Origin of the sequence: Kineococcus gurbantunggutensis (assembly GCF_050871925.1) — a bacterium.
GTDB lineage: Bacteria > Actinomycetota > Actinomycetes > Actinomycetales > Kineococcaceae > Kineococcus.
In genome coordinates, this window is the sequence record NZ_JBJLSG010000026.1 from 1 (window position 1) to 25,884 (window position 25,884).

Here is a 25,884-nt window from a genome sequence, read left to right on the forward strand (position 1 = left end):
CGAGGCCGCCGCGCCGCAGCTGTTGCGCCGCGGCGGCCCCGGCGCGGTGTTCGCCTTCAACGACGCGTGCGCGGCCGGGCTGCTGTCCGCCGCCCGCGCCCGCGGCGCGGCGGTGCCCGGGCGCCTGTCGATCGTCGGCTGCGACGACACCGCCGCGGCCGCCCTGTCCGCGGTCGCGCTGACCACGGTCGGCCAGGACGCCGCCGCGCTGGCCGCGCACGCCGTGCAGCGCGCGGTCACCCGCGCGCAGGACCGGGGCGTGCCCACCACCGAGGTCGTCGTCGCCCCCCGCCTCGTGCAGCGGCGCACCACCGCCGCGCCCGCCGCGCCGTCCCGGCGGGCGCGGGCGGACGCGGGGTGAACCGCCCCCACCGGTGCGCCCGGGGCCGCGCCGGGGCCCGGGGACGCCCGCGCCTCCTCAGTCCGCGCTGGCCATGACCGGCGCCAGCTCCACGTCCGGGTGGGCCCGCTGGAAGCTCGCCAGGCGCCAGCGGTCGGTGAACAGCGCCAGCGCCTGCCCGTCGGAGCGGAAGACGACCTCGCTGCCGCGGTCGGCGTCGACGAGCGCGGCGTCGCGCGCGTCGACCAGGCGCACCACGGAGTAGGGCAGCGGCTCGATGCGCAGGGGCGCGTGGAACTCCCGGCTCATGCGGTGGGCGGCGACCTCGTACTGCAGCGGGCCCACCGCGGCCAGGACCGGTTCACCGCGCCCGCGGCGCTCGGAGTGCAGCACCTGCACCACGCCCTCGGCGTCCAGGGCGGCCAGCCCCTGGCGGAACTGCTTGGCGTGGCCGACCTCCAGGGCCTGGGCGACGCCGAAGTGCTCCGGGGTGAAGGCGGGGATCGGCGGGAACGTCACCGGCGGACCCTGGAACAGCGTGTCGCCGACGTGCACGTGGGTGGCGTTGACCAGGCCGATGACGTCACCGGGCCAGGCCTGGTCGACGGTCTGCCGGTCGGCGCCGAACACCGTCTGCACGTGCTTGAGGACCAGCGGGCGCCCGGTGCGGGCGTTGGTGACCGCCATGCCGCGCTCGAAGGACCCCGAGCGGATGCGGGCGAAGGCGAGCCGGTCGCGGTGGGCGGGGTTCATCCCGGACTGCACCTTGAAGACCTGCGCGCTGAAGGGGGACGGCAGCGCGCGCTCGCGCCCGTCGGTGCCGCGCTGCGCCTGCGGGGCCGGGGCCAGCTCGCCCAGGGCGCTGAGCACCTCGCCCACGCCGAAGTTCACCACGGCCGCGGTGAAGAGGACCGGGGTGCTGCGGTGCTCCAGGAACGACCCGGGGTCGAAGTCGCCGCCGGTGGCCCGCAGCAGCTCGTCCTCCTCCTGCGCCCGCTCCCACTCCGCGCCCTCCAGCTCCGCGGCGGCGGCGGCGTCCATCCGCTGCGCGGTCGCCAGGCTGGCACCGCCCGGGGTGCGGGTGAAGCGCGTGTAGTCCCCGGTGCGCCGGTCCAGCACCCCGCGGAAGTCGCCGGCGATGCCCACCGGCCAGTTCAGCGGCGTGGGCCGCAGGCCCGTGGCCTCGGCGATGTCGTCGAGCACGGCCAGCGCCTCCAGGCCGGGCCGGTCCCACTTGTTCACCACCGTGATGACCGGGATGCGCCGGTGGTGGCACACCGCGAACAGCTTGCGCGTCTGCTGCTCCATGCCGTTGGCGGCGTCGACGAGCATCACCGCGGCGTCCACGGCGGCCAGCACCCGGTAGGTGTCCTCGGAGAAGTCGGCGTGGCCGGGGGTGTCCAGGACGTTGAGCACGTGCTCGCCGGCGTGCAGCTGCAGCACGGCGGAGCTGATGGAGATGCCGCGCTGGCGCTCCATCTCCTGCCAGTCCGAGACCACCCCGGCGCGACCGGCCTTGCCGTGCACGTGGCCCGCCTGCCGGATGGCGCGCGCGTGCAGGGCCAGCGCCTCGGTCAGCGTGGACTTGCCGGCGTCGGGGTGGCTGATGATCGCCAGGGTGCGCCGGCGCGCGGCCTCGGCCACCACCTGCGCTCCCACCGGCCCCGCCGCTTCCGTCGTGCCCGCGGGCGATGCGCTCACGGCACCTCCTGCTCCTCGTGCTGCGGACCGCGCCACCCTACCCGCGGGCGCGGCGGGGACCGTCCGCGGCGGACCGCGGCCCCCGGCCGCCCGCCCGGCTCAGCGGGACGGGCGCGCCCGCGCCGCCCGGGCGCCCGGCACACTGCCGCCCGTGGAGCGCGCACCCTCACCGCCGGCCGGCCCCGCCCGAGGACCGGCCCGACCGGCCCGACCGGCCCGACCGGTGGGCGGGCGCGGGGGTGCGCTGTCGCGGCGGGCGGCCCTGGGGGGCGCCGCCGCCGGGGCCCTGGGCCTGGGGGCCGCAGCGGCGGCGCTGTGGTGGCCGCGCCCGGGCGCCGCGGCGCCGCCGGGGCTGACGACCTGGCCGGCGCACGAGGACGTCACCGCCGGCGCCGGGGAGGAGCGGGCGTGGCTGGCCGCGGGGACGCTGCCCGGCGCGGGGACGAGGTTCGAGCCGATGGCCCGCCAGGCGCTGGTCGACCTGCACCGGCTGATGCAGGTCAACGGTTCCGCGGAGTTCCCCTACACCTTCATCGCCGGGCCCGACGGGGCGTGGCGCTACTCCTGGCCCCGCGACGCGGCCTTCGCCGCGGTGGCGTTCACCCGCACCGGTCACCACGCCGAGGCGCTGTGGATCCTGACCTGGCTGCGGGTGGTGCAGGACCTCGGCCTCGCCGACGGCGGCGGGGGCGGTTTCGAGGCCCGCTACACCACCACCGGTGGTACCCCGGACCGCCGCAGGGAGCAGGCCGACGGGGCCGGGTGGGCGGCCTGGGCGACGGCCGAGGTCCTCACCCGCCCCGGCTCGCCGTTCCGGTCCGTGGCCGACCTGGACGACCGCCACCGCTGGCCCTACCCCTGGACGCTGGGGGGTGAGTCCCACGTGCCCGCCGGCGCTGCGGGTACGGCCACGGGTCCCCCCACCTGCCGGGACGGTGTGCCGGGTTGCCCGCCGCCCACGCCGCTGTCCGCGCTGGTGCGCCGCACCGGGCAGCACCTGCTGACCCTCACCGACGACGGCCGGCGCCTGCCGGAACCCTCCTCGGACTACTGGGAGCGGCGCGAGTCCCGGCTGACGCTGGGCACCGCCGCCGGCGTGCTGCTGGGCCTGCGCCACGCCGCGGCCGTGCACGAGCACTTCGGCCTGCCGGCCGCGGACCCGTTGCGGCGCGCCGCGTCCCGCCAGGAGGGGCTGGTGCACGCCGCGTTCGCCTCCAGCGGTTACCAGCGCTACGCCGTCTCCGACGGGGAGGGGGAGGGCACCGGCCCGGACGCGGCCACGTGCTTCCTGCTGCCGCCGTTCACCGGGACCGCCGAGACCGGGGTGCTGGCGGCGTGGCGCACCTACCAGGAGCGGGCCGCGCGCCCGGCCGGCGGTTTCGCGCCGGGGGCGGGGTGGAAGGACGACGGGATCTCCTGGACGCCGGAGGTGTCGCTGGTGGCGTTCACCGCCGCCGCGGCCGGGCGGCGCGAGGTCGCCGAGCACTGGCTGGACTGGCTGGACGCGCACCGCACGCCCGAGGGCAGCCTGCCGGAGAAGGTGCTGGCAGACGGCGCCCCGGCGGGTCCGGCGCCGCTGGGCTGGTCCGCGGCCAACGTCCTGCTCGCCCTGGACCACCTGGACGGCGCGGCCGGCGGCGCCGGCTGACGGCTCCTTGCCGCCCGGGCGCAGGTCCTGGCAGCGTCGCGGCGTGGACTACGACGACGTGCTCGACAGGCTGACCCGGTGGGCGTCGGCCGAGGACGGCGTGCGCGCGCTGGTGCTCACCGGCTCGGCGGCGGCCGGGCAGGCGCACCCGCTCTCGGACCGCGACCTGGAGGTCTACGCGCTCGACCCGGCCCCGCTGCTGGCCGACGACTCCTGGTGGAACGGCCTGGGGGAGGTGCTGGTGGTCGAGCGCCTGCACGCACCCGACTGGCACCCCTCCAGGATCGTGTACTACGCCGGCGGCAAGCTGGACCTGACCGTCGTCGACGCGCGGCTGACCGGCACGCTCCCGCGGCCGCGCCCCTTCCGGGTGCTGGTGGACAAGGACGGGCGCGCAGCGGGGCCGTCGGTGCACCGCCCCGCGGCGCCGGCGCCCAGCGCCGCGCAGGTCGAGCAGGCGCTGCACTGGGGGTACGCGGCGGCGTTGATGTGCGCCAAGGCCGCCGTGCGCGAGGAGCTGTGGACGGCCGAGGTGCGCGACCGGGACCTCAAGGAGCAGTTGCTGCTACTCGTCGAGTGGGACCACCGCGCCCGCCACGGCCCCGGCTTCGACACCCGTCACCTGGGCACCGGGATGGGGTGGTGGATGGACGCCGACGTGCGCGCGGAGCTGCAGGGCTGCTGGGGGCGCTTCGACGCGGTGGACACCGCCGCGGCGCTGCGCGCGAGCGTGGCGCTGTTCGCGCGCCTGGCCGTGCGCCTGTCGGACCGGCTGGGCCTGGCGCCGTTCGCGCACGAGCGGTTGCGCGCCGAGGTCGAGGCGGTCCTGGCGGTGCGGCCCGAACTGGCCGCACGCTGACCGGCGGTCCGCTGTCCACCGGTCCTCACGTCACGCGGAACACCGGCCACCCGATCTCGGTGCGCCAGGCGGCCGGGTCGCTCACGTCCCGGGGCCCGACGCGGTAGACCTCCCGCACCGGTCCCGCCACCGACATGGCGTTCTGCACGACCCAGCTCCCGAGCTGACCGTAGGTGACCTCCACGCCGTCGTGCTCGCCGACGTGGGTGGTCACCGCCAGCTCCGCCGCCGGCAGGGTCACGGCGCGAACCCGCCCGGTGCGCGGCGGGGAGGCGGTCGGCAGGTAGACCAGCACGCGACCGCGGCCCTGCTCGAACAGCGCGTCGTCGTAGGTGCCGCCCGGCGGTCCGCTCACGCGGTCACCGACGGCCGCCTCCAGCTCGGCCATCGCACCGGCGAACCACGCCTCGACGTCGCGGTCACCGATCACGGCCTGCACCGCCGCGACCGTGCGGGCGGGTTCGGCGCGCAGCTCGACCTCGATCGGCGCGGGACCGGGCGCGAGGAGGCGGCGCAGCGAGGTGACCGCGGCCCGGGTGCGGTCCAGCTGCTCCTCCAGGCGCTGCAGGTGCTGCGCGACCAGGGCCGAGCGGACGCCGGGGTCGGGCGTGCGCAGGATGCGCTGCACGTCGCTCAGGGGGACGTCGAGCTCGCGCAGGCGGTTGATGACCTGGGCGGTCGGGATCTGCTCGACGGAGTAGTAGCGGTAACCGGTGGCCTCGTCCACCACGGCCGGCTCCAGCAGGGCGCCCTCGTGGTAGCGGCGCAGGGTGCGCACGCTCAGGTGCGTCAGGCGCGAGAACTCCCCGATGGTCAGCACCGCGCCAGTGTGGGGGCTCCCCCCGGGGGAGGGTCCAGCGCTTGACCCTCCGGCGCCGCGAGGCCGCACGGTGAACCCATGACACGCACCGACCCCCGCCCCGACCCCCGCACCGACCCCCGCACCGACCCCCGCGCCGACGCCCTCCCGGGCACCGTCCGCGACTTCCTGGCCGCCAGCACCGTCCACGACGCCGACGCGGCCTCGGCGTTCCTCGCCGAGGACGTCGTGGTCGTCGACCAGGACGAGACCTTCCGGGGGCGCGAGCAGGTGCACGCGTTCGTGCGCGAGGCCGGCGCCGAGTTCGAGTACACCACCGAGCAGACCGGCGCCCGCCGCGTCGACGACGAGCACTGGGTGGTGACCCTGCGCCTGGAGGGCACCTTCCCCGGCGGCGTCGCCGAGCTCGACCACCGGTTCACGCTGCGCGAGGGCCTGATCGCCGAGCTCGTCATCGCCGACCACGAGGCCTGAGCCCCGCACCGCACCGCACCGCACCGCACCGCAGATCGTCAGAGGGGAGAGGGAGGATGTCCAGCGAGGAACGCGACCGTCTCGACGGCCGCCGCGCGCTCGTCACGGGTGGCTCCAAGGGGGCGGGCAAGGCCGTCGTCGCCCGCCTGCGCCAGATGGGCGCGGACGTGTGGACCACGGCCCGCACCGTGCCCGAGGGCTACGAGCGTCCTGACCGGTTCATCGCGGCGGACACCGCGAGCATCGAGGGCGCGCAGCTCGTGGCGGACCGCATCGCCGGGTCCGTCGGCGCGCTCGACGTCCTCGTGCACGTCGTCGGGGGCGCTTCGACGCCCCCGGGCGGGTTCGCGGTCATCACCGAGGAGCAGTGGCTGACCGAGGTGAACCTGAACCTCCTGGGCGCGGTGCGCCTGGACCGGGCGCTGCTGCCGGCGATGGTGCAGGCGGGCTCGGGCGTGGTGGTGCACTTCACCTCGATCCAGCGCGAGCAGCCCCTGTACGAGGCGTCCCTGGCGTACGCGGCGGCCAAGGCGGCGCTGCGCACGTACAGCAAGGGTCTGGCCAACGAGCTCGCGCCCCGCGGGGTGCGGGTCAACGCGGTCAGTCCCGGCGGGATCGAGACCGAGGCCTACGAGCGGTTCGTGGACCGGATCGCCGAGGGCAGCGGGATCACGCGGCAGGCGGCGAAGCAGAGCATCTACGACTCCCTCGGCGGGGTGCCGCTGGGACGGTTCGCGCAGCCGCAGGAGATCGCCGACCTGGTCGGGTTCCTCGTCTCCGACCGTGCCAGCGCGATCGTGGGCGCCGAGTACGTCATCGACGGCGGCACGGTCCCGACCGTCTGAGCCGACGGCGGGGCGGCGTCGGAACCGCCGCCCCGCGCCGGCCCCGCTCCCCGCAGGCACACCGACGACGAGGAAACCGTGACCAGTCACGTCACCGGACCGTCCCCGCTCCCGCCGGTCGGGCCACCCCCGCCCTTCGACCCCGAACTCGCCCCCGTCGTGGACGTGCTGACGAGCACGCGTCCCCCGGACGCGTACCGCCCGGACACCATCGTGCGGATGCGCCGGCCCGTCCCCGGTGTGCCGGCCCCGACCGACGAGCTCCTGTCGCGCGAGGGCGCCTACCGCGTGGAGGAGAGGAGCGTGCCCGGTCCGGCCGGGGCCCCGGACGTCTCCCTGCTCCTCTGCCTCCCGCGGCACGTGCGCACGCCGGTCCCGGCGGTCTACTTCGTCCACGGCGGCGGGATGATCGTCGGCGACAACCGGTTCGGCCTGCCGGAGGTGCTGGACCTGGCCGCACCGCTGGGCACGGCGGTGGTCTCGGTCGAGTACCGGCTCGCGCCCGAGACCCCCCACCCGGGTCCCGTCGAGGACTGCTACGCCGGCCTGCTCTGGCTGTCGGAGCACGCCGAGGAGCTGGACCTCGACCCCGGGCGCGTCGTCGTCGCGGGGATGAGCGCCGGCGGTGGGCTGGCCGCAGGCGTCGCCCTCCTGGCCCGTGACCGCGGGGGGCCGGCGATCGCGGGACAGCTGCTGCTGAGCCCCATGCTCGACGACCGCAACGACTCGCCCTCCGCCCGCCAGATGCGCGGCCGCGGTGTCTGGGACAGCCGCTCCAACGAGACCGGCTGGAACGCGCTCCTCGGCGAGGGCGTGCGCGGCGGGCCGGGTGTGTCCGCCTACGCCGCGCCCGCCCGCGCCGCGGACCTGTCCGGCCTGCCGCCCACCTTCATCGACGTCGGCTCGGCCGAGACGTTCCGGGACGAGGACGTCGCGTTCGCCAGCCGCCTGTGGCAGGCCGGCGGCCGCGGTGAGCTGCACGTCTGGCCCGGCGGTTTCCACGGGTTCGACGTCGTGGCACCGTCCGCGGCGATCTCCCGCGACGCCGTCGCCGCCCGCGCGGCGTGGTTGCGGCGTCAGCTGGGCGAGTAGGGGGCGGGTCCGGGCGTCGCGGGGGGTCCGGTACCAGCGCCGGCTCCCCGCCCCTGGTCTCAGCGGCGTGTTCCCCACGCCCCCGCGCTTCGCGCGGGAGGTGCCCCTTCGGGGCTCGCCGGGTGTCGCGCGACGTCGAGCGGCCGGGACGTCGTCAGGACGTCGTCACGGAGTCGTCAGGGCGTCCAGGGCGCGGGCCGGCCGGCGTTCCAGCAGGTCGGCGAGCAGCGGTGAGGTGCCGGCGAAGAAACCTCCGGCGGCGGCCCGGTACACGCCCAGGGTGAAGCGCGCCACCGCCTCGGGGCGCCCCGCGCGCACCTGGGCGGCGAGCCACTGCTCGGGCTCGAGCAGGACGCGCTCGATGCGCCGTCCGGTGGCCCGCGAGAGCTGGGCGGCGATGTCGGCGAAGGTGGGCGCCTCCTCGGCGGTCAGCGTCAGAGGACCGTCCAGACCGGTCCCGCCGGCAGCGAGCTCGGCGATGACGAGCGCTGCCGCCTCGGCGGCGTCCTCGCGCGCGGTCCACGACACCGGCCCGTCCGCGGGCACCGCGATGGCTGCGGTGGAGCGCCAGTCACCGGCCAGCCAGGTGAGGCTGTGGGCGTAGAAGCCGTTGCGCAGCGACGTCCACGGCAGGCCGGAGCGCTCCAGCACGGCCTCGGTGGCGGCGTGGTCGCGACCGGGCCCGAAAGGCGTCCCGGGCGAGGCTCCCTGGTGGCTGGTGTAGAGCACGCGCCCCACGCCCGCCTGCACCGCGGCGTCCACGGCGGCGGTGTGCAGGGCGACGGCGTCGGCGAAGGGGTCGCTGGAGGAGACCAGCAGCAGCTGGTCGGCGCCGGCGAAGGCGGGCACGAGGGTGTCGGGCCGGGCGTAGTCGCCGTGGCGCACGGCGATGCCCCGCTGGGCGAAGCGCTCCGCCTTGGCGGGGTCGCGGGCGACGACGACCAGTTCCCGGGCGGGGAAGCGGGTGAGCAGGTGCTCGGTGGTGGCGCCGTTGAGCGCGCCCGTGGCGCCGGTGACGACGATCATCGCAGCCTCGCTATCGTTGGTATCGAAATTGTGGGAACGCTGGAATCACAGTGGTACCACCCGCTTGCTATCGTTGGCAACATGACGCTCGAGGCAGGTCCGCACGCGCCCGGTGGCGCGTCCACCGGTAGGGACGCCGTGCGCAGCCGGCTCATCGACGTGGCAGCCGACCTGCTGGCGCAGCAGGGACCGGCGGCGGTGACCACCCGGGCGGTGGCCGCCGCCGCGGGCGTGCAGGCTCCGACGATCTACCGCGTCTTCGGGGACAAGGACGGGTTGCTGGACGCCGTCGCCGAGCGGGCCGCGCAGGAGTTCGTGGCGGCCAAGGCGCGCGCCGCGCGGGACGAGGCCGGGCGCGGCGCGGACCCGCTGGAGGACCTGCGCTCGGCCTTCTTCGCGCAGGTGGACTTCGGGGTGGCCAACCCGGAGGTCTTCCGGCTGCTGGGCGACCCGGCACGGGTGCTGCGCTCGGGAGCGGCGCGGGCGGGGCTGGCGGTGCTGCGCGCGCGGGTGCACCGGGTGGCGCTGGCCGGGCGCCTGCGCGTGCCGGAGCAGCGCTGCGTCGACCTGGTGCAGTCCGCGGGCACCGGTGTCATCCAGACCCTGCTGGCGACCCCCGCCGGTGAGCGGGACCCTCAGCTGGCCGCCTCGATGTGGGAGGCGGTGGTGGCCGCCGTGCTCGTCCAGGACACCGCCTCGGCCGGTGCACCCGCCGCGGCCGAGCAGGCCAGCGCCGCGACGCTCGTGGCCTTTCGCGCCATGGCGCCGGAGCTGCCCGGGCTGAACGCCGCCGAACGGGGCCTGCTCGTCGACTGGCTGCACCGCGCGGAGGCCGCGGCGCACGACTGACACCGCGTCGAGCGCCGGGAACCAGCAGCTGGCCGGGGGCTCGCGGAGCGGGTCTCCCACGTGCTCGCGCAGGGCGCCGTGACCGCGTGGACGGCGGGACGAGAGCGACGTGCCGCTCTCGCCGGGTCAGGTCCCGGCGCTCGCCGCGCCGGCGGCGGTGCCGGAGGTGAGCAGGGCGAAGGTGAAGGTGGACCAGTCGTTGAGGACGTGCGCGCCGGTGCAGACGGCGAGGTTCTTGGTGCGCAGGTAGGCCAGGGTCAGCACCAGGCGGGCGCCGCCGATGACGACGAGCGCCTGGGCGAGGTTCCAGCCGTAGGTGGGCAGGTGCGCGGCGCCGAACCAGATCGCGGTGACCAGCCAGGCGACGAGCACCGCGCGGGTGCGGGGCACCCCGGTGCGACCGGGGGTGCGGGTGTGCAGCCAGGTCAGCACGGCCAGGAACGGCAGGATGGTGAAGAGTTCCTCGCCCAGCAGCTGGACGCCGGTGCCGAGGTAGAAGGCGGTCAGTTCCCCGGCGCTGAGCTGGTCCAGGCCCTGCGTGGCGCTGTTGGCCGTGGCGCCGAAGAGGGCGCGCACGATCAGGGCCAGGACCGAGGTGACGGCCAGGTTCAGCGCGGCGAAGGCGATCACCGTCAGGACGTCACGGCCGTGCACGGGGCGGAACAGCGCCCGCCACGAGCGGCCGGACCGGGCGGCGACGAGGGCCAGCACGGTCAGGGGGACGGCGGCGAAGAGGATCCGCGGGACGAGGGCGAGGTAGTCGTCCGGTTGCGGGGTCAGGGCCAGCACCGCGAAGCCGACCGCGCAGGCGGCGACGACGAGCAGCCACTGCCCGGCGCTGATGCGCGGTGGGGCGTCGCGGTAGTAGGGGAAGTCGGCGCCGTCGTCGCGTTCGACGAGCCGGCCGAAGCGTGCGGTGCGGGGATCGGCTGCGGGCTGCTCCGCTGGTGCGGTCATGCGCTCTGGCTCCTCGCCGCGGTCCGGGCCGGTGCGGACCACGCTAGCGCCGGTCGATCGGGGAAGGGCGTGTTCGGGTGCGCCCGCGCTCCTCGGTCCCGACGGCCCTCAGCCGGGTCCTCCGGTTCCGGTGTCCGGCCCGCCCCCCCGTTCGCGCTCGCCGGGGAGCGGGTGCCCCTGTTTCCGGGGGGTCGCGGCAGGCACGATGGGCCGGTGAGCATGGAAGGTCTCCACGCCGTGCCGGACCCCGCCGCGGGCGACTGGATCGCCCCGCGCCTGTCCGGTGCCTTCGGCGCGGTGGGCCTCACCGTGCCGCGCGGCTACGCCGCCTACGCCCGCGTCCTGCACCCGGTGGACCCGGAACCAGCGGCCGAGCCGACCACCTGGGCCGGGGTCTGCGCCCGCACCGGGCGCACTGCCCACGCCCTGGTGCAGTGGGAGTCGATCACCACCCCCGCCCCGGGCACGGCCGGCCTGCCCCTGTCCGGGGAAGGTCGCTGGGAACAGGTCCGGGTCGAGCGCGGCTGCCTGGCCCCGCAGGTGCTGAGCCCGCTGCTGGACCTCCTGGTCCCCTTCACCGCCGACCACGCGGGGCGGCGGGCGTGCTACCACGCGCTGTGGGACGGCTGGGGCTGGCTCACCGGCTCCGGCACCCTGCTCATCGCCTTCCACGAGGGACCCGGTCCCCACCCGCGGGCGCCGGTGTGGACGCGGTTGCCCGACGTGGTCGAGGAAGCGCTGAACGCCCCGCGCTTGTCGCTGCCCGGGCGCGACCACCTGCTGTTCGCCGGCCCGCTGCACGCCGCGCTGAGCACGGGTGATCAGGTCACCGACGACTGCTTCCGTCCGCAGTCGCCGAACCTGATCTGGCCGGCGGACCGCTCCTGGTGCCTGGCCAGCGAGATCGACTTGGACTCCACCCTCGTCGGCGGCCCGGCCGCGCTGATCGACGCCGTGCTGGCCGCACCGGGGGTGGAGGCGTGGCGGGTCGGTGAGGACGACGACCTGTCGGCCTTCGCCGACCACCTCAACACCTGACCGCACACCCACCCGTCCCTGGCACGCTGGTCACGTGATCCTGCCGGAGGTCCGCGACCCGCGACTGGTGACGATCCGCCGCGGGGGAGGACTCACCGACGGGGACCACCGGCTCCTGGCCCTGTGGGCCGCCGAGTGCGCCGACCACGTCCTGCACCTCTTCGAGGACGAACAGCCCTCGGACACCCGGCCGCGCGAGGCCGTCGAGGCGGCGCGCGCCTGGGCCGAGGGGAGGACGGGGGTGATGGACGCCCGGGCCCGCGGCGGCCACGCGATGGGGGCGGCTCGCCCGCTGCGGGGAGCCGCTCGCCACGCCGCGTACGCCGCCGGCCAGGCCGCGTGCGTGCCGCACGTGCCCGAGCACGACCTCGGCGCCGCCGCCTACGCGATCAAGGCGGCACGGGCCGCGGGCGCGGCCGGTCCCGCCGCCGGGCGGCGCGAGCGCGACTGGCAGCGCGAGCGGCTCCCGGAGCGCGTCCGGGCCCTGGTGCTCGACGATCAGGCCAGGCGCAACGCGATCTGCTGGTCCGTCTTCGACGACTGACCGGACCCGCGGTCACGGCGCCCCCGGGAGCGGGCGGGGCCGGCACCGAGGCCCCGCGCCGCCCGCCTCAGCCCGAGACCGGACGCATCAGGCTGCTCAGGCGCACGACACCGGCCCCGAACCGCTCGTCCAGGCGACGCTGGTCCGCCTCTCGGGCCAGCAGGGCGGTGGCAGCGACCTGCCCGGCCACCGCGTCCGTCTGCAGGTCCACGAGCACCAGCCCCGCAGCGGACGGGTCGTCCTCGTCGAGCGCGTCGCGCGCTGCGGCCAGTTCCACCTCGGAGCGCGCGGCGGCGCTGACGCACAGGGCGCCGCCCCACACCGCGCGCACCGCGGCCTCCATCTCGGCGAGGTCCCCGGTGGTGGAGACGTTCAGGACGTAGCGCGAGGGGTCGTCGACCGCCTCCGCCGCGATCTCCTCCCCGGTCAGCATCGACCGGTCGATCCACAGCAGGCCGTACCCCTGCACGGCCCGGGCCCGCACCGAGGCGGTCTGCAGCGCCTCCTCGGTGGCCCGCGCCGGGTCCACCGCCCGCCACCCGCCCTCCGGTTCCGGGCAGGGGCTGGCGAAGGACGGCTCCGGTGCGCGCACCTGCTCGCGGAGGTCGGCGGGGCCGGCGGGCCGGGCGGGCGCGGTGAGCCGGATCGCCTCGCCCTGCGGCACCCCGGTGAGGACGAAGGAGCCGTACCGGCTGTCCAGCACCGACTCGTAGGAGCCGGCGGGCATCGCGGAGAAGTCGAAGCCGATCAGGTCCGGGCCCCCGCACTGCGGGGGCAGCGAGGTCGCGATCCCGCCGGCGCACAGCTGCGGGCCGTGGCCGGCGTCCTGCAGGACGAAGCCGGTGGTCCGGAAGGGCCCGGGGTGCTCGTCGGGCACCAGGTCGACTCGTGCGACGTCGGCCGGCTCGGCGGAGGGCTCGGCGGCGGGTGCAGCGCCGGCGGGCGGGCCACCGGGCGCAGCGGCCTGCTGCCCGCACGCGCTCACCAGCAGGAGGGCCACCAGTCCGACCGGGACGACGAGGCGCGGGGTCACGGCGCTTCGACGCAGCCGGGCCGCGACCCGTTCCCCGCCGGCCCCGCGAGGTCGCCGCGGTCAGCCCCACCGGTGGGCCGGGTGCTCAAGACCCGTCACCGCGTTCGTCGGCCCCCTTGCGCGGCCAGAGCGCGATCCAGACCACCGAGGCGATCGCCGCACCCATGATCATCGACGGGACGTCCACGCCCCATCCTCCCCGAGGCGCCGGCCGCGGGGCACGCCGATCTCGACCCCGTCTCGACCGCGTTCCGGCGGTCGCGCCGCGCGCCGTGCGCTGCCGACCGACGCCTCACTCTGGTAAGCGCTTGCCAGCAGCTCCCGCCGCCTCGTAGGGTCGGCGCGGAAGAGGGCCGGCGGCTACTGAATCCTTTCACGGCGCAGGTGCCGCACCCCCGGGCCCTCACGGACGAAGGATTCGACGATGAAGCTCCTTCCCCGGGCGGCAGCGAGCCGCCTGGCCCTGTGCGGTGGTGCGAGCGTCGCCCTCGTGGCGGGCCTGGCCCTGGGCGCCGGCAGCGCCTCGGCCACCCCCGCCCCGGCACCCGCCGGCACCGCGACCGGCACCGCGACCGGCACCGCGACCGGTGGTGCCACCGGTGGTGGCGCGGCCGGCGGCCGCACCCAGCTGGAGTGGCTCGACCGCGGCCTGGTCGCCGCGGCCACCGACCGCGGGGTGTACCTGTCGTGGCGGCTGCTGGGCACCGAGGTCACCGGCACCACCGCGCGCGGCCTGAGCGGACCGGACTTCCGCGTCTACCGCGACGGCGCGCTGGTCGCCACGGTCACCGACAGCACCAACTGGCTCGACCCCGCCGGCAGGACCACCTCCCGCTACCGCGTGGTCCCCCTCGCCGGCGGCCGCGAGACCGGCCCCAGCGGCGAGGCGCAGCCGTGGGGCGGTGCCTCCCTGGACGTCGCCCTGAGCAGGCCGGCCGACGGCAGGACCCCCGCGGGGGAGGCGTACACCTACTCCGCCAACGACGTCAGCGCCGCGGACGTCGACGGCGACGGGCAGCTCGAGCTCGTCGTGAAGTGGGACCCGTCCAACTCCAAGGACGTCTCGCAGGTGGGCTACACCGGAACCGTCTACCTGGACACCTACGAGCTGGACGGCACCCTGCTCGCCCGCTTCGACCTCGGCGTGAACATCCGCGCCGGAGCGCACTACACGCAGTTCCTCGTGCAGGACTTCGACGGCGACGGCCGCGCGGAACTCATGCTCAAGACCGCGCCCGGCACCCGCAGCACCCGCTACGCCGACGGGAGACCCGTCTCCACCGCGCCGATCACCCTGCTGCCCCGGGACGTCGCGGCGGGGGTGCGGCACGGCGACGACTACCGGCTCAGCGCCGCGCAGTACCGCGATCACCTCATCGGGGTGCTGCGCGGCTGGCACGCGCACCCCGAGGTCGTCGCCGGGCACTGGCCGGCCACGGTCGAGCAGGCCCTGGGCCTGGCGCCCCGCTACGCCTACCCGCTCTCGCAGGCCGACGCCGCCGCGCTGGCGGACCACTTCATCGACGTGTACGCCCCCGGCCGCTCCGCGCGCAACGCGCTGCGCGCCTTCGAGGGTTTCATCCTCGACGGGCCGGAGTACCTGTCGGTCTTCGACGCCGGAACCGGCCGCGAGCTGCAGACGGTCGCGTACGAACCCGGGCGCACCGACGACGGCCTGCTGTGGGGCGACTACGCCATGAGCCGCATCGAGCCCGGCAACCGCGTCGACCGGTTCCTCTCCGGCGTCGCCTACCTCGACGGCCGGCGCCCCTCGGCCGTCTTCGCCCGCGGCTACTACACGCGCACCACGGTGGCCGCCTACGACTGGGACGGCCGGGAGCTCTCGAAGCGCTGGTTCGTCGACAGCGGTTTCACCCCCATGACCAACCCGTTCAACGACGGCCCGCACGGGCGCGACGGCACCGACCCGGTGTACGGGAAGCTCACCACGCAGGGGTTCCACTCCCTCAGCGCCGCCGACGTCGACGGCGACGGCAAGCACGAGGTCGTCTACGGCGCAGCCACCCTCGACGACGACGGCTCCCTGCTGTACTCCTCCACCGCCACGCTGCCGGCGGGGTCGGCGAACCCCGGCGCCGAGGCCCGGCTCGGCCACGGCGACGCCCTGCACGTCACCGACATCGACCCCGACCGCCCGGGCCTGGAGATCTTCACCGTCCACGAGGGCGGCACCTCCGCCCCCTACGGGATGGCGCTGCGCGAGGCGGCGACCGGCGAGACGATCTTCGGCACCTACTCCGGGCGCGACACCGGCCGCGGGATGGTCGGCGACGTCGTGCCCGGGCGGCGCGGGCTGGAGGTGTGGGCCGGCATGCCCGACGGGACCCTCGGCACCGGCCTGCTCAGCGCGGAGGGCGATCGGCTGGACGCGGCCACGCCGGGCACCAACCAGTCCATCCGCTGGGCCGGCGACGGCACCACGCAGATCGTCGAGGGTTCCGGCGCCCAGACCCCCCTCGTGCGCGACCGCACCCGCGGGGTGCTGCTGGAGGCCACCGGCACCCTCACCAACAACGGCACCAAGGGCAACCCGTCCCTGGTCGCCGACCTCTTCGGCGACTGGCGCGAGGAGCTCGTGCTGCGCACCACCGACAGCAGCGCGCTGCGGATCTTCCTCAGCACCGAGGTGACGGACCGCAAGCTGTACACGCTGCTGCACGACGTGCAGTACCGCGCGGAGGTCGCCCGCCAGCAGACGGCCTACAACCAGCCCTCCTACCCCGGTTTCCACCTCGCCTCCGACACCGACCCCGCTCGGATCCCGGTGCCGGACCTCCTGGCCCCGACGCCCGGGCTCCTGGCCGCGCGGCTGGAGGAGCTCTCCGCGCGGGGCGAGGTCACCGGGCCGCTGGTCAAGACCCTGCGCGCGCACGCGCGCAACGCCCAGCGCCACCTGGACGCCTCGCGCCCGCAGCAGGCCGTGCGCGAGCTGGACCGCTTCCTCGACCGGCTCGAGCACCCCCGCGGCGCCCGGATCACCGGGCGCGCCGAGCAGGTGCTGCGCCACGGCGCCACCTCCGCGGCGGCCGCCCTGCGCTGACGCCCCACCGCTGCACGGCGCCCGGTGCCGACCGTCCCCGCGACGGCCGGCGCCGGGCGCCGCGGCGTCCAGGGCCGGCCCCGGTTCCCGGCGGTCCGGCGCCCCCCGGGGCCCGCTCAGCCGCTGCGGCGCCGGGTGCGCCCGGTGAGCACGTGCTCGGCTATGCGGGCGGCGCCCGCCATGACGGTCAGCACCGGGTTCACCCCGCCGTTGGTCACGTGCAGGGAGGCGTCGACGACGCGCAGGTTGCGGTAGCCCCACACCCGGCCGAACGGGTCGGTCACCGAGGTGGCCGGGTCGCTGCCCGTGCGCGCGGTGCCCGCCTGGTGCTGCCCGGCGCTGGGACCGCCGCAGGGCGCGAGGACCGGCAGGGGCGCGATGCGCTCGGCCCCGGCGGCGTGCAGCCACTGCGCGGCGCGGGCGGAGAGGAACTCCTGGGTGCGGCGGTCCTCGCGGTGCACGCCGCCGGACAGCGCCGCGACGGGGTTGCCGTCGCCGTCGCGCACGCCGGGGTCCAGCCGGACGCGCGATCCCGCCGTCGTCACCTCCTGCGCGGGGCCCACGACCCGCACCACGCGGCGCGCCAGCCGGTCCAGCCCGTCGCGCCCCGCGGGCCCGTGCCGGGGCGTGAAGCCGGAGGAGACCAGCCAGCGGCGGGTGGCGGCCGGGGTGGGCACGAACTCCTCGGCGAGCATCCCCCCGCCGACCAGGCCGGGATTGCCGTGCCGGAAGTCGCACGTGGCGATGGAGGGCCCGGGCCCGAGCAGGTCGACGACCTCCTCGGCGAAGACGGCGGTGGCCCCGCCGTACACGTGGCCCTGCAGGTGGCGGCCGACCTGGTCGGTGCCGTTGCCCAGGCCGGCGGGGTCGGCGTCGTGGGCGCTGGCCAGCAGCAGCCGGGCCGTCTCCACCGCCCCCGCCGCCAGGACCACCTCCTCGGCGTGCACCGCGCGCCGCCAGGTCGCGCCCGCCCAGCGCCCCACCAGGGCCACGCCCTCCACGCGGTCGCGGCGCGAGGCGAGCACCCGCTCCACCCGCGTGCCGGGCAGGACGGTGCAGCGGCCGGTGGCCGTCGCCCAGGGCAGGGCGGTGTTGTGGGTGCCGGTCTTGGCGTCGACGGGGCAGGCGAAACCCACGCACTGCGCGCACCGCACGCACGCCGCGCGCCCGGCGCGGGGCGTGGAGTTCACCAGCAGCGGCACCGCGGTGGTGCCCAGCCCCAGGGCGCGCGCGCCGTCGGCCAGCACCCGGGCCTGGGAGCCACCGCCCAGCGCGGGCATCGGCAGGCCCCGCGTGCGCGGGCCGGCCCACGGGTCCCCGCCGGGCCGGCCGCTGACCCCCAGCGCCCACTCGACCTCGTCGTAGTACGGCTCGAGGTCGTCGTAGTCGAGCGGCCAGTCGGCCAGCGCGCTGCCGTCGGGCACGCCGTAGCGCGAGGCCATCCGGAAGTCCTCGGGGCAGAAGCGCCACGCCTGGGCGCCGTACACGCGCGTGCCCCCGCCCAGCAGCATCGCGTTGGCGTTCCAGCCGCCGTCGCCGGGGCGCAGCACGGCGGGACCCGCCCCCGTCAGCAGGGTGCGCGGGTCGGCCGTGCCGCGCGGCCCGGTCCACGGGTCCAGGCCGGTGGCGGCGCGGGGGTTGCGCAGGTGGTCGCGCGCGAGGTCGGCGGTCGCCGGCCACCCGCCGCGCTCGACGAGCAGCACGCGCCGCCCGGCCCGGGCCAGCAACCAGGCCGCGATCCCGCCGCCGGCCCCGGAACCGACCACCACGACGTCGTAGCGGTCCTCGACCTGCGGCGGTGAGGCCAGCGCGTCCGCGGGCGCGTCCGCCCCGGCGGCGACCCGCACGCCGGTGCCCGTCCGCGCCGCACCCCCGGCGTCCGCGCCGGGGCGCCAGCCCAGCCGTTCCCAGGAGGCCGGTGCCGCCAGGTGCAGGTCGCCGATCAGGTCGCAGGCGGAGCGGTGGTCCTCGTCATCCTCCAGCTCCTCCAGCACGCTCAGGCGCTCGTCGTCCCCCAGCGCCGCGAAGGTCGAACCGCGCCCGGCCGCCCGGGCCTCCACCGCGGCCAGCAGCCCCTCGAAGCGGGCGCGCCACTCGGGCCGCTCGTCGCGCAGCACGGAGACCAGCTCGGCGCCGACGGCGGCGGCGGTGGCCGGTGGGCACGCCAGCACCGTGCGCACGAACGCGTCCAGCAGCTCACCGGCCGGCCCGGGGGGCTCGGTACCGCTGCTCGCCGCCCGCCGCGCCGTGGGTTCCACGCGACGCAGCGTAGCCAGCGGTGCCGTCCCGCCGCGGCGCCGGTGACACCGTCGTGCGCCGGCGGGTGAGCAGCGCCGGCGCCGGCGCGGGCACCCCGGCGCGCACCCGGTCGTCCAGGAGGTCGCGGACGACGCGAGCGGGGCCCGCGTTCAGGTGAGCAGGGTGGTCGCCAACCCCAGCAGGGCGCAGGCGCCCAGCACCCGCAGCACCGACCACTTCAGCGCGAAGACCATCACGGCGGCCGCGGCGGCGGTGGCCAGCGCCGTCCAGCGCAGCGAGGTGAGCACCGGCACCTCCAGGTCCACCGGGCCCGCCCGCCAGGCCGTCGTGGCGCCGAACAGGGTGTGCACCGCGAAGTACAGGGCCAGGTTGGCGATGACCCCGACGACGGCGGCGGTGATGCCGCTCAGCGCCGCCGACAGGGCGCGGTTCGCGCGCAGGCGCTCCACGTGGGGGGCGCCGAGGAAGATGAAGACGAAGCAGGGCACGAAGGTGACCCAGGTGGTCAGCAGCGAGGCCAGCACCGCGGCCACCCACGGGTCCAGGGTTCCCGGGGCGCGGTAGGCGCCCAGGAACGCCACGAACTGCACCACCATGATCAGCGGGCCGGGGGTGGTCTCGGCCAGCGCCAGCCCGCGCACCATCTCGCCCGGTGCCAGCCACTGGTAGCGCTCCACGGCCTGCTGGGCCACGAAGGCCAGCACGGCGTAGGCGCCGCCGAAGGTGACCAGCGCGGTGCCCGAGAAGAACAGCCCCTGCTGCGTCAGGGTGCTGTCCGCACCGGTGAGCAGCGCCACGGCCAGCACGGGCACGGCCCACAGCACCAGCCCGACCGCGAGCACCTTGAGCGCGCGGGCGGTGGAGGGCCTCTCGCTGTGCAGGGCGTCGTCGGCGACGACGGGCGCGGGCCCGCCGGCGCCGGCGCCGCCGTGGCTCCCGCCGGCGCCGGCCAGCACGTGCGGGGCCCAGCGGTGCAGCCCCCAGCCGAACGCGGCGGCGCCGGCCAGGACCAGCGGGAACGGGGCGCCGAAGGCGGCCAGCGCCACGAAGGCGGCCACGGCCGGGACCAGCAGGGCGCGGTGCGCCAGGGCCCGCTTCCCCACCCGCAGCACCGCCTGCACGACGACGGCCAGCACCGCCGGCGCCAGGCCCGCGAACAGCCCGGTGACCAGGGCGGTGTCGCCCGCGGCGGCGTACAGCACCGACAGCGCCAGCAGCGCCACGACGCCGGGCAGGACGAACAGGGTTCCGGCGACCAGGCCGCCGCGGGTGCCGTTGAGCAGCCAGCCGGTGTAGATCGCCAGCTGCTGCGCCTCCGGGCCGGGCAGGAGCATGCAGTAGTTCAGCGCGTGCAGGAAGCGCTGCTGGCCGATCCAGCGCTTCTCGTCCACCAGGGTGCGCTGCATGACGGCGATCTGCCCGGCGGGGCCGCCGAAGGTCTGCAGCGAGACGGCGAACCAGGTGCGCACCGCCTCGCCGAAGGGGACCAGGTCCCGCTCGCCGGCGCGTGCGGAGCGGGCGGAGCGGGCGGGCCGCGCGGTGTCGTCGGTGGTCATCGCAGGTCCTCGGTCGTCGGGGCCGGGGTGGGCCGGAGCGGGTGGGCTCGGGCGGGTGTTCCGGGTGGGTGCTTCAGGCGGGTTCGCGGCCCAGGAGCAGGGCGCGGCGGTGGAACTCGTACAACCCGTCGAAGACCGGGCCGGAGACGGCCAGCGTCGCCTCGTCGTCGCCGATCAGCGACAGCCCGCGCAGCACGGTGTCCAGGCCGGGCGCTTCGGGGGCGTCGAAGCAGGCGTCGTCCAGGTCGGCCTCGTGCACGATCTGCGCGATGCGCCACAGCACCGGGTCGGTGAGCTCGTACCGGCGCAGGACCGTCTCGAAGGTGCAGTCACCGCCGTGGTGGCCCAGGTCCACCCCGCGCACGTCGAAGGGCGTGGCGTCGGCCGGCAGGTGGGCGGGGTCGGTGACGAAGACGAACTCGGCGTCGGGGTCGAGGAAGCGCCGGATCAGCCACGCGCAGGCGGCGCGGTCGACGTGCACGCCCGCACGGGTCGCCCACCTCACCGCGTCACCCGCTCCCGCGCCGCCGCGTGCCCGCCGGCACCGGCACCCGCGTCGGCCAGGGCGTGCAGCGCCGCGGCCGCCACCTCGCGCTGGGGCGGGGGGAAGAAGTCCCGGCGGGTGACCTCGCGCCACTGCGAGCGCAGCCGGCGCAGCACCCGGGCGCGTTCGGCCGCACCCGCCTCCAGCGCGGCGCGGGCGGCCGAACCCAGCGCGGCGTACTCCTCGGCGCGGGCGGCGGCCATCTCCCGCGCCAGGGCCCGCTCCTGCGCCTCGGTCGCCGGGTGCGCCAGCCACACCCCGGCGCTGCCGCCGGCCTCCACGACCTCCTCGGCGATCCACTCCAGCTGCTCGCGGGTGCGCGCGTCGGCCGGCAGGGCCACCAGCCCGTCGCCCAGCTGCGCCGCGCCGCAGCGCTTGAGCTTGCGCCAGACCGCGATGCGCGGGGTGGAGGGCTCGCGCGGCACGCGGTAGCTGAGCAGCACCCACTCCCCGCGCGCCCGCTGCCCGGCCGGGGCGCCGGGGGCGGCGCCGAGCGCGGGCGCGGGGGAGGTCGCGCCGGGGTCGCCCGGTCCCGTCCCGATCACCACGGCCCCATGCAACCGTGGTTGCACCGCGGATGTCCAGACCCCGGCGCCGCGACCCGCCGGGCGGGTGCCCGTGGCGGGTGCCCGTGGCGGGTGGTGGTTAGGGTTCGGCGGGTGCGGGTCTTGGTGCTGGGCGGGACGGCCTTCGTGGGCCGGGCGATCGTGCAGGCCCTGCTGGCGGCGGGGCACGAGGTGGTGCTGTTCGGGCGCGGGCGCACCGGTGCGGACCTCTTCCCGGGGGTGCGGCGCTCGCTGGGTGACCGCGCCCCGGGCGACTACGGGTCGCTGGCGGGCACGCGCTGGGACTGCGTGGTCGACGTCAGCGCCTACGTCCCCCGCCACGTGCGCCAGGTGCTGGACGCCCTGGGGGTCCCCGGCGTCGACGACGCCGGGGAGGCGCCGGGGGGAGCGCGGTGGCCCGGCCGCTTCGGGCGCTACCTGCTGATCTCCACCGGTTCCGTCTACGACCGGCTGCGGGCGGTGCCGGGCCTGGACGAGGGGTCCCCGCGCCTGGCGCCGCGCCGGGACACCGAGGAGGTCGACGAGGACACCTACGGCCCGCTGAAGGTGGCGTGCGAGGACGAGGTCCTGGCCCGCTGCGGCGCGCGCGCCACGATCGTGCGCCCCGGGGTGGTGGCCGGTCCGCACGACCCCACCGACCGGTTCACCTGGTGGGTGCGCCGGGCCGCCGCCGGCGGGCGCCTGGCCCTGCCGGCGGACCCGGACCAGCCGGTGCAGGTGGTGGACTCGCGCGACCTGGCCGCGCTGGTGGTGGCGCTGCTGACCGCCGGGCGCGCCGGGGTCTACAACGCGGTCGGACCCGAACCGGCCACGACGCTGGCGGGTCTGGTGCGCGCGTGCGCGCACGCCGCGGGCAGCGAGGTGGAGGTCGTGCCGGTGCCCCCCGCCGCGCTGCACCCGCCGCTGCCGCTGGTGGCGCCGGACCCCTCGTGGGTGGTGATGTCGCAGCGCAGCGCCGCGCGGGCGCGCGCGGCGGGGATGCCGGCGACGGCGCTGACGCGGACCGCGGCCGACGTGCTGGCGTGGGACCGCGAGCGCGGCGCGCCGCCGCTGCGGGTGGGCCCGGACGCGGAGGTGGAGGCGCGGTTGCTGGCCGGGCGCTGAACCCGCCCCGGAACCCGCCCCGGAACCCTCGGTGCGCCCGGGGTCGGCGCGGCCGGTGGCCCGGCCTCAGCCCAGCGGTGCGCCCGCGGTGGGCAGGGTGAGGACCTCGGCCCCGTCCTCGGTGATGGCGATCGTGTGCTCGGTGTGCGCCGTGCGGCAACCGGTCGCGCTGCGCAGGGTCCAGCCGTCGGCGTCGGTGACCAGCTCGGCGGTGTCGGCCATCACCCACGGTTCCAGGGCCAGCATCAGCCCCGGCCGCAGCGCGTAGCCCCGCCCGGGGCGCCCGGCGTTGGGCACGTGCGGGTCCTGGTGCATCGTCGAGCCGATGCCGTGACCCCCGAACTCGGTGTTGACCCGGTAACCCGCGGCGCCGAGGACGGAGCCGATGGCGTGGGAGAGGTCCCCGACGCGCGCCCCGGGGCGGGCCGCGGCGATGCCCGCGCTCAGCGCGCGCTCGGTCGCCTCGATCAGCGCCAGGCTCTCGGCGGGGCGCTCCTCGCCCACGACGAAGCTGATGGCGGCGTCCGCGGCGACACCGCCCAGGACGACGGCGAGGTCCAGGGTGAGCAGGTCGCCGTCGGCGAGGGTGCGGTCGTGCGGCAGGCCGTGCAGGACGGCGTCGTTGACGCCGGTGCAGACGTAGTGCCCGAACGGTCCGCGCCCGAAGGACGGCGCGTAGTCGACGTAGCAGGACTGCGCCCCGGCCTCGACGATCATGTCCCGGGTCCACCGGTCGATGTCCAGCAGGTTGGTGCCGACCCCGGTGCGGCTCTTGAGCGTCTGCAGGATGGTGGCGACCAGGGCGCCCGTGCGCCTGGCGCGGGCCAGTTCGGCGGGGTTGAGGATCTCGATCACGGGTGCCCTCCTCGGGTGCCAACAACTATACCGGTAACATCGTACCGGTACTACCATCGGCGCCATGGTCAGGTTGCCGCTCACCCCCGCCGAGCTCGAGCGCGGGCAGCGCCTGGGGGCCCTGCTGCGCCGGGCCCGCGGCACGCGCCCGGTGCTCGACGTCGCGCTGGAGGCGGGCCTGTCGCCCGAGACCCTGCGCAAGATCGAGTCCGGCCGCGTGGCCACCCCCGCCTTCCCCACCATCGCCGCGATCGCCGGCGTCCTGGGCCTGTCGCTGGACGACGTGTGGGCCCGGATCAGCCGGCCCGACGGCGGGGCCGGACCGGTGGAACCGGGGCGGCGCGCGCGCCAGCGGCTGGCCTCGTAGGGGCCGAGCCCCGGCGCTCGCGCGACCGCACCCCGCACCCGGGCCGGGCGCCGGGGTGCGGGGTGCGGGGTGCGGTCGTGCGGGGTCAGGCCGTGAGGAACTGCCCGTAGAACTTGCGCGGGTCCTCGGCCAGGGACGCCTTGACCATGGCGCTCCAGTCGTCGACGACGACCTCGAGCTCGCCGGCCTCGACGGCGTCCAGCGTCCTGCGGACGACCACGGCCGGGTCGGTCTTGGGCCCCTCGGCCGCCCTGGCCATGTCCGTGTCCGCCAGGCCCAGGTGGACGGAGGTGACCTGCGTGCCCTGCCCGGCCAGCTCCAGGCGCAGGGCGTTGCTCATGTTCCAGTTCGCGGCCTTGGACACCGCGTACGCGCCGGTGCCCGGGTAGGCGAACCAGGACAGCGCGGAGGCGACGTTGACGACCTTCCCGCCGCCGTTGGCGGCCAGGACGGGGGCGAAGGCGCGCACCATCGACAGCGTCCCCCAGAAGTTCACGTCCATCTCGGCGCGCACGCCCTCCAGGTCGCCGAGCAGCTGTGCACCGGTGGAGACGCCGGCGTTGTTGACCAGCAGGTCGACGTCGCCGGCCAGCGCGGCGGCCGCGGCGACGGCGTCGGGGTCGGTGACGTCCAGGGCGACCGGCCGGGCGCCGGGCAGGTCGATCGTGTCGGGTCGGCGGGCGGCGGCGTAGACGGTCGCGCCGCGCGCGAGCAGTTCCAGGGCGAAGTGGCGGCCGAGGCCGCGGTTGGCTCCGGTGACGAGTGCGGTGGTCATGCGGGCTACGCTAGAACCTCACGTTGACGTCAGGTGCAAGTCCCGGTCGGGGAGGAGCACCCGGCCGGGTCGTCGGGAGGACGAGTGCGCATCGGACAGGTCGCCGAGCTGGCGGGCGTCAGCGTCCGCGCGCTGCGCTACTACGAGGAGCAGGGCCTGCTGGTCGCCGAGCGCACCGCCGGCGGTCAGCGCCACTACCCGCCCTCGGCGGTGGAACGGGTGAGGTTCATCCAGAACCTCTACGCCGCCGGGCTGGGCAGCAGGGCCGTCCTGCAGATCCTGCCCTGCGTGGAGCACGGCCTGCTCACCGACGAGATGCACGAGCGGCTGCTCGCCGAGCGCGCGCGCGTTCAGGCCCAGCTGGAGGAGCTCACCGCGACGCGGGACAAGCTCGACGAGGTGATCCGGCTGGGCGAGGCGTACCGCGCGGACCCCGCCCGGTGCGCACGGGCGTCCTGAACCGCGCGCACCGGGTGGGGCGCCGCGCTCAGACCTCGCGCTGCTTGGGCGAGCTCTCCAGCGTCCTCGCCGGGTCGCGCTCGACGACCTCGCCGAGGACCTCGTCGATGCGCGCCAGCGCGTCGGCCGGGATCGTGGTGCCGGCGGCACCGGCGTTGTCGCGGACCTGCTCCGGGCGCGAGGCCCCGATGATCGCCGTGGCCACGTTCTCGTTCTGCAGCACCCAGGCCACGGCCAGCTGCGCCATCGACAGGCCCAGGTCGCTCGCGATCGGCTTCAGGCGCTGCACGCGGGTGAGCACGTCGTCGTCCATGAACCGCTTGATCATGTCCGCGCCGCCCTTGGCGTCCGTGGCGCGCGAGCCCTCGGGCGGGCGGCCGCCCGGGGTGTACTTGCCGGTCAGCACCCCCTGGGCGATGGGTGACCACACGACCTGCGAGACGCCCAGCTCGCGCGAGGTCGGCACCACCTCGGCCTCGATGACCCGCCACAGCATCGAGTACTGCGGCTGGTTGGAGACGAGCTGGAAACCCAGCTGCCGGGCCAGCGCGTGCCCGGCGCGCAACTGCTCGGCGGTCCACTCGCTGACCCCGACGTAGAGCACCTTGCCGGAGCGCACGAGGTCGGCGAACGCCTGCATCGTCTCCTCCAGCGGCGTCGCGTAGTCGTAGCGGTGGGCCTGGTAGAGGTCGATGTGGTCGGTGCCCAGCCGGCGCAGCGACCCCTCGCAGGCCTCCAGCACGTGCTTGCGCGACAGGCCGGTGTCGTTGTGCCCCTTGGGCCCGATCGGGCCGAAGACCTTCGTGAGGATCTCCAGGGACTCCCGCCGCTGCCCCTTCAGGGCCGAGCCCAGCACGCTCTCGGCGACGGTGTTGGCGTAGACGTCGGCGGTGTCGAAGGTGGAGATCCCGGCGTCCAGGGCCGCGTGCACGCACGCGACGGCGGCGTCGTTCTCCACCTGGGAGCCGTGGGTGAGCCAGTTGCCGTAGGTGATCTCGGAGATCTTCAGGCCGGAGCGGCCGAGGTGTCGGTGTTCCACACGCTGCATGCTCGTCCCTGCGCCCCGCTCGCGCGCGCCGGGGCCCGGCCGTGCGCACCGACGAGGAGCGCTC

25 protein-coding genes are annotated in these 25,884 nt (G+C 76.6%); 13 read left to right on the forward strand and 12 right to left on the reverse strand.

Translation table 11 applies throughout. From position 1 onward, the window contains the following. On the forward strand, positions 1-361 hold a 361-nt coding region (locus tag ACRYR7_RS07125; RefSeq protein ID WP_432571381.1), incomplete at its 5' end, for a substrate-binding domain-containing protein. 57 nt (positions 362-418) lie between these two features. On the opposite strand, the gene ACRYR7_RS07130 is transcribed toward ACRYR7_RS07125, so the two are convergent. Then, positions 419-2,041, reverse strand: coding sequence for a peptide chain release factor 3 (locus ACRYR7_RS07130; protein WP_432571382.1), 1,623 nt, complete (start codon positions 2,039-2,041; stop codon positions 419-421). Positions 2,042-2,192: 151 nt separating this feature from the next. On the opposite strand from ACRYR7_RS07130, the gene ACRYR7_RS07135 reads away from it, so the two are divergent. Both ACRYR7_RS07135 and ACRYR7_RS07140 read left to right on the forward strand, forming a co-directional pair. Continuing rightward, positions 2,193-3,689 (forward strand): glycoside hydrolase family 15 protein, encoded by a 1,497-nt coding sequence (locus ACRYR7_RS07135; protein WP_432571383.1) that lies wholly within the window; start codon positions 2,193-2,195, stop codon positions 3,687-3,689. A gap of 43 nt (positions 3,690-3,732) precedes the next feature. Beyond that, positions 3,733-4,548 (forward strand): aminoglycoside 6-adenylyltransferase, encoded by an 816-nt coding sequence (locus ACRYR7_RS07140; protein ID WP_432571384.1) that lies wholly within the window; start codon positions 3,733-3,735, stop codon positions 4,546-4,548. Between the two features lie 25 nt (positions 4,549-4,573). Here ACRYR7_RS07140 and ACRYR7_RS07145 read toward each other — a convergent pair whose 3' ends face one another. Next, positions 4,574-5,368, reverse strand: a complete 795-nt coding sequence (locus ACRYR7_RS07145; RefSeq protein WP_432571385.1) for a MerR family transcriptional regulator — start codon at positions 5,366-5,368, stop codon at positions 4,574-4,576. Positions 5,369-5,446: 78 nt separating this feature from the next. On the opposite strand from ACRYR7_RS07145, the gene ACRYR7_RS07150 reads away from it, so the two are divergent. The 3 genes from ACRYR7_RS07150 to ACRYR7_RS07160 all read left to right on the forward strand — a co-directional run bounded on the left by ACRYR7_RS07150 (position 5,447) and on the right by ACRYR7_RS07160 (position 7,779). Next, positions 5,447-5,842 carry a nuclear transport factor 2 family protein gene (locus ACRYR7_RS07150; RefSeq protein WP_432571386.1) on the forward strand — a complete coding sequence of 132 codons (396 nt, stop codon included), beginning with the start codon at positions 5,447-5,449 and terminating at the stop codon, positions 5,840-5,842. 56 nt (positions 5,843-5,898) lie between these two features. Continuing rightward, a complete protein-coding gene (locus tag ACRYR7_RS07155) occupies positions 5,899-6,687 on the forward strand; it encodes an SDR family oxidoreductase (protein WP_432571387.1) in 789 nt (262 codons plus the stop codon). Positions 6,688-6,765: 78 nt separating this feature from the next. Further along, positions 6,766-7,779: an alpha/beta hydrolase gene (locus ACRYR7_RS07160; protein ID WP_432571388.1), complete on the forward strand. Its 1,014-nt coding sequence runs from the start codon at positions 6,766-6,768 to the stop codon at positions 7,777-7,779. 165 nt (positions 7,780-7,944) lie between these two features. On the opposite strand, the gene ACRYR7_RS07165 is transcribed toward ACRYR7_RS07160, so the two are convergent. Next, positions 7,945-8,805, reverse strand: a complete 861-nt coding sequence (locus tag ACRYR7_RS07165) for an NAD(P)H-binding protein (protein ID WP_432571389.1) — start codon at positions 8,803-8,805, stop codon at positions 7,945-7,947. Between the two features lie 81 nt (positions 8,806-8,886). On the opposite strand from ACRYR7_RS07165, the gene ACRYR7_RS07170 reads away from it, so the two are divergent. After that, on the forward strand, positions 8,887-9,654 hold the full coding sequence (locus tag ACRYR7_RS07170) for a TetR/AcrR family transcriptional regulator (protein ID WP_432571390.1): 768 nt from the start codon (positions 8,887-8,889) through the stop codon (positions 9,652-9,654). A gap of 126 nt (positions 9,655-9,780) precedes the next feature. Here ACRYR7_RS07170 and ACRYR7_RS07175 read toward each other — a convergent pair whose 3' ends face one another. Beyond that, positions 9,781-10,611, reverse strand: a complete 831-nt coding sequence (locus tag ACRYR7_RS07175; RefSeq protein WP_432571391.1) for a CPBP family intramembrane glutamic endopeptidase — start codon at positions 10,609-10,611, stop codon at positions 9,781-9,783. A 213-nt stretch (positions 10,612-10,824) separates the two neighbouring features. Here ACRYR7_RS07175 and ACRYR7_RS07180 point away from each other — a divergent pair, with 213 nt between their 5' ends. Together ACRYR7_RS07180 and ACRYR7_RS07185 are read left to right on the forward strand one after the other, a co-directional pair. Further along, positions 10,825-11,649, forward strand: a complete 825-nt coding sequence (locus ACRYR7_RS07180) for a hypothetical protein (RefSeq protein WP_432571392.1) — start codon at positions 10,825-10,827, stop codon at positions 11,647-11,649. A gap of 34 nt (positions 11,650-11,683) precedes the next feature. Then, complete coding sequence (locus ACRYR7_RS07185; protein ID WP_432571393.1) at positions 11,684-12,193, forward strand: putative immunity protein; 510 nt, start codon at positions 11,684-11,686, stop codon at positions 12,191-12,193. A 67-nt stretch (positions 12,194-12,260) separates the two neighbouring features. Here the strand turns inward: ACRYR7_RS07185 and ACRYR7_RS07190 are convergent, their stop codons facing one another. Next, complete coding sequence (locus ACRYR7_RS07190) at positions 12,261-13,193, reverse strand: hypothetical protein (protein ID WP_432571394.1); 933 nt, start codon at positions 13,191-13,193, stop codon at positions 12,261-12,263. Between the two features lie 457 nt (positions 13,194-13,650). Here ACRYR7_RS07190 and ACRYR7_RS07195 point away from each other — a divergent pair, with 457 nt between their 5' ends. After that, positions 13,651-16,287 carry a rhamnogalacturonan lyase gene (locus ACRYR7_RS07195; protein WP_432571395.1) on the forward strand — a complete coding sequence of 879 codons (2,637 nt, stop codon included), beginning with the start codon at positions 13,651-13,653 and terminating at the stop codon, positions 16,285-16,287. 116 nt (positions 16,288-16,403) lie between these two features. Here the strand turns inward: ACRYR7_RS07195 and ACRYR7_RS07200 are convergent, their stop codons facing one another. The 4 genes from ACRYR7_RS07200 to ACRYR7_RS07215 all read right to left on the reverse strand — a co-directional run bounded on the left by ACRYR7_RS07200 (position 16,404) and on the right by ACRYR7_RS07215 (position 21,089). Continuing rightward, positions 16,404-18,545 (reverse strand): GMC oxidoreductase, encoded by a 2,142-nt coding sequence (locus ACRYR7_RS07200; RefSeq protein WP_432571396.1) that lies wholly within the window; start codon positions 18,543-18,545, stop codon positions 16,404-16,406. A 150-nt stretch (positions 18,546-18,695) separates the two neighbouring features. Then, complete coding sequence (chrA, locus tag ACRYR7_RS07205) at positions 18,696-20,102, reverse strand: chromate efflux transporter (RefSeq protein WP_432571397.1); 1,407 nt, start codon at positions 20,100-20,102, stop codon at positions 18,696-18,698. Positions 20,103-20,175: 73 nt separating this feature from the next. After that, positions 20,176-20,607, reverse strand: a complete 432-nt coding sequence (locus tag ACRYR7_RS07210) for a chromate resistance protein ChrB domain-containing protein (protein ID WP_432571398.1) — start codon at positions 20,605-20,607, stop codon at positions 20,176-20,178. Beyond that, positions 20,604-21,089 carry a Chromate resistance protein ChrB gene (locus tag ACRYR7_RS07215; RefSeq protein ID WP_432571430.1) on the reverse strand — a complete coding sequence of 162 codons (486 nt, stop codon included), beginning with the start codon at positions 21,087-21,089 and terminating at the stop codon, positions 20,604-20,606. The genes ACRYR7_RS07210 and ACRYR7_RS07215 overlap by 4 nt, the downstream gene beginning before the upstream one ends. Positions 21,090-21,305: 216 nt before the next feature. Here ACRYR7_RS07215 and ACRYR7_RS07220 point away from each other — a divergent pair, with 216 nt between their 5' ends. Beyond that, positions 21,306-22,316 carry an NAD-dependent epimerase/dehydratase family protein gene (locus ACRYR7_RS07220; RefSeq protein WP_432571399.1) on the forward strand — a complete coding sequence of 337 codons (1,011 nt, stop codon included), beginning with the start codon at positions 21,306-21,308 and terminating at the stop codon, positions 22,314-22,316. Positions 22,317-22,382: 66 nt separating this feature from the next. Here the strand turns inward: ACRYR7_RS07220 and map are convergent, their stop codons facing one another. Further along, positions 22,383-23,171 carry a type I methionyl aminopeptidase gene (gene map / locus ACRYR7_RS07225; protein WP_432571400.1) on the reverse strand — a complete coding sequence of 263 codons (789 nt, stop codon included), beginning with the start codon at positions 23,169-23,171 and terminating at the stop codon, positions 22,383-22,385. 64 nt (positions 23,172-23,235) lie between these two features. Between map and ACRYR7_RS07230 the strand changes: the two genes are divergently transcribed. After that, the gene (locus ACRYR7_RS07230) at positions 23,236-23,538 is read left to right on the forward strand and encodes a helix-turn-helix domain-containing protein (RefSeq protein WP_432571401.1); all 303 of its coding nucleotides are present in this window, start codon (positions 23,236-23,238) and stop codon (positions 23,536-23,538) included. Between the two features lie 85 nt (positions 23,539-23,623). Here ACRYR7_RS07230 and ACRYR7_RS07235 read toward each other — a convergent pair whose 3' ends face one another. Continuing rightward, positions 23,624-24,313, reverse strand: a complete 690-nt coding sequence (locus ACRYR7_RS07235; protein ID WP_432571402.1) for an SDR family oxidoreductase — start codon at positions 24,311-24,313, stop codon at positions 23,624-23,626. Positions 24,314-24,397: 84 nt separating this feature from the next. On the opposite strand from ACRYR7_RS07235, the gene ACRYR7_RS07240 reads away from it, so the two are divergent. Then, positions 24,398-24,772: a MerR family transcriptional regulator gene (locus ACRYR7_RS07240; protein WP_432571403.1), complete on the forward strand. Its 375-nt coding sequence runs from the start codon at positions 24,398-24,400 to the stop codon at positions 24,770-24,772. A 28-nt stretch (positions 24,773-24,800) separates the two neighbouring features. On the opposite strand, the gene ACRYR7_RS07245 is transcribed toward ACRYR7_RS07240, so the two are convergent. Then, a complete protein-coding gene (locus tag ACRYR7_RS07245) occupies positions 24,801-25,811 on the reverse strand; it encodes an aldo/keto reductase family protein (RefSeq protein ID WP_432571404.1) in 1,011 nt (336 codons plus the stop codon). Between the last annotated feature and the right edge of the window lie 73 nt (positions 25,812-25,884).

Excerpts from the sequence above, each read along its gene's own strand:
- ACRYR7_RS07235 (WP_432571402.1), bottom strand. The coding sequence starts at position 24,313 with ATGACCACCGCACTCGTCACCGGAGCCAACCGCGGCCTCGGCCGCCAC.
- ACRYR7_RS07230 (WP_432571401.1), top strand. The coding sequence starts at position 23,236 with ATGGTCAGGTTGCCGCTCACCCCCGCCGAGCTCGAGCGCGGGCAGCGC.
- chrA (WP_432571397.1), bottom strand. The coding sequence starts at position 20,102 with ATGACCACCGACGACACCGCGCGGCCCGCCCGCTCCGCCCGCTCCGCA.
- ACRYR7_RS07170 (WP_432571390.1), top strand. The coding sequence starts at position 8,887 with ATGACGCTCGAGGCAGGTCCGCACGCGCCCGGTGGCGCGTCCACCGGT.
- ACRYR7_RS07150 (WP_432571386.1), top strand. The coding sequence starts at position 5,447 with ATGACACGCACCGACCCCCGCCCCGACCCCCGCACCGACCCCCGCACC.
- ACRYR7_RS07155 (WP_432571387.1), top strand. The coding sequence starts at position 5,899 with ATGTCCAGCGAGGAACGCGACCGTCTCGACGGCCGCCGCGCGCTCGTC.
- ACRYR7_RS07175 (WP_432571391.1), bottom strand. The coding sequence starts at position 10,611 with ATGACCGCACCAGCGGAGCAGCCCGCAGCCGATCCCCGCACCGCACGC.
- ACRYR7_RS07195 (WP_432571395.1), top strand. The coding sequence starts at position 13,651 with ATGAAGCTCCTTCCCCGGGCGGCAGCGAGCCGCCTGGCCCTGTGCGGT.
- ACRYR7_RS07165 (WP_432571389.1), bottom strand. The coding sequence starts at position 8,805 with ATGATCGTCGTCACCGGCGCCACGGGCGCGCTCAACGGCGCCACCACC.